This window comes from Neobacillus drentensis (assembly GCF_036966985.1).
In the GTDB taxonomy this organism is placed as follows: Bacteria; Bacillota; Bacilli; order Bacillales; family Cytobacillaceae; genus Neobacillus; species Neobacillus drentensis_E.
Genome location: NZ_JBALSN010000576.1, coordinates 1 through 1,657 on the forward strand (window position 1 = coordinate 1; position 1,657 = coordinate 1,657).

General features: G+C 35.5%; 1 protein-coding gene. It reads right to left on the reverse strand.

From position 1 onward, the window contains the following. Positions 1-195: 195 nt before the first annotated feature. Positions 196-1,290, reverse strand: a complete 1,095-nt coding sequence (locus V7659_RS28270) for an L-dopachrome tautomerase-related protein (protein WP_335543385.1) — start codon at positions 1,288-1,290, stop codon at positions 196-198. Positions 1,291-1,657 lie beyond the last annotated feature (367 nt).

Sequence of the window (1,657 nt, forward strand, 5' to 3'; positions counted from 1 at the left end):
CCTAAACTGTTCCTAATAAACCATTTATATTTAAATAAGGGAAGTATAGAATTCCCTCCTTTTGCGACCGCCATTTTCTTTTACAATTACAAATTTGATGTCTTTTCTTTTAGGATAGAGCTATATTTAGGAACTATTGGCTCCATGCTTACCCGTTCAAATTTCACAAAAAAATGAACCAACTATTTTTTATTATCAAATGGTAGGAGCAGGAAATTCATCAATTTTCATACGAAGTAAACTATAAGGTTTTTGTCGCAGGTCTTTTCCATAATGAAATCTTGCCTGCCGATGTAATTGGTTCACAATGACATATAAGTATTCATCCGGACCAATCGAAAAAGTATCCGGCCATAAAATTCTCGGATCATGTGCGATGGTTTCCATTGTGCCATTCGGCAATATCTTTCGAATACTATTGTTCTCATAATCTCCAGCATAAATTGCCCCCTTTGCATCTGTAATCATTCCATCAGACGCCCCTTTTTCTCCCCAATACTCCACATGATAAAGTAAATCCATGTCCGGTATATTTCTGTCTCTCAGGGCTTCTGTTGAGATCGAGAACAGATGACGACTGGTTAGTGGACAAAAAAATAATACCTTTCCATCAGGAGAAATCGCAATACCGTCCGACGCCAATCTAAATGGAGAAGTCCCGCCATCTTTATTTCGATTCATCAACACTTTTCCTTCTACTTTCGGTATAAAATAGGGATCGGGTGAAGTTGAATTTGCCCCATTTAACCGTCTAAACGCGTTTCCATTTTCTAAATCTACGACGATAATAGCTCCTGGTCCTTTGGAAGAAGAATCCGTTATATAGGCATAACCTGCGTTTCCAACACGAAAATCAAATCGGACATCATTCAGGTAAGTTGTTGGCAGGACAACATCTTCTGTAAAGGTGTATACTCTTCTAATTGTATTGGTTTTTAAATCAACAGCGACTAATTTTGCCCCACCTTTAATAGGTTCAGAAAAATTGGGTGCCGCTGTATCTAATACCCAAAGCGTTCCCCTTCCATCAGCAACTACACTTTGGACACTGATGAAAGTCATTGTGATATTCTCGGGGTTAACCAAATTGGTTTGTAAATTAGGATAAGGCTGCAATTTATCCTCAACAATTTCCGCCACCGTAAATTTAACATCGTCTCCCCATTTCGGAAAACAAATGAAAATACGACCAGTTTCCGAAACACTAACACCTGTAGGCATAGTGCCATAAAATGCATAAACTAGTTCAAACTTACCGAAATAATTTTCAATAGGTAGCATAGGCTTCATGATATCCTCCTCAACCATTTAAACGGGATATCACCTATATATGATTTATATTTTTTCTAGTGCATGTTTCTTAATAAGTTTTTCTATACGAAAAGATGATGGAATAGATTGTTTTCGAAATTTAATAAGTCTGTCAGAAGAAAGGGTAATATTTGCCCAAAAACATTTAAAAATTACATGGTAATAGCCCAAACTCTTTTCACCGGCTCTGTCCTCCTTAAATTTCATCCTAACCTAATTATAGAATATACGTTCGACTAAATCCAATTAACTTACCTATATTTTTTAAAATAATAAATTATTTAAACGGATAATTTAACTCTTACAAAAGAAAAAAATCCTAAAATCATTAAGATTTTAGGATTTT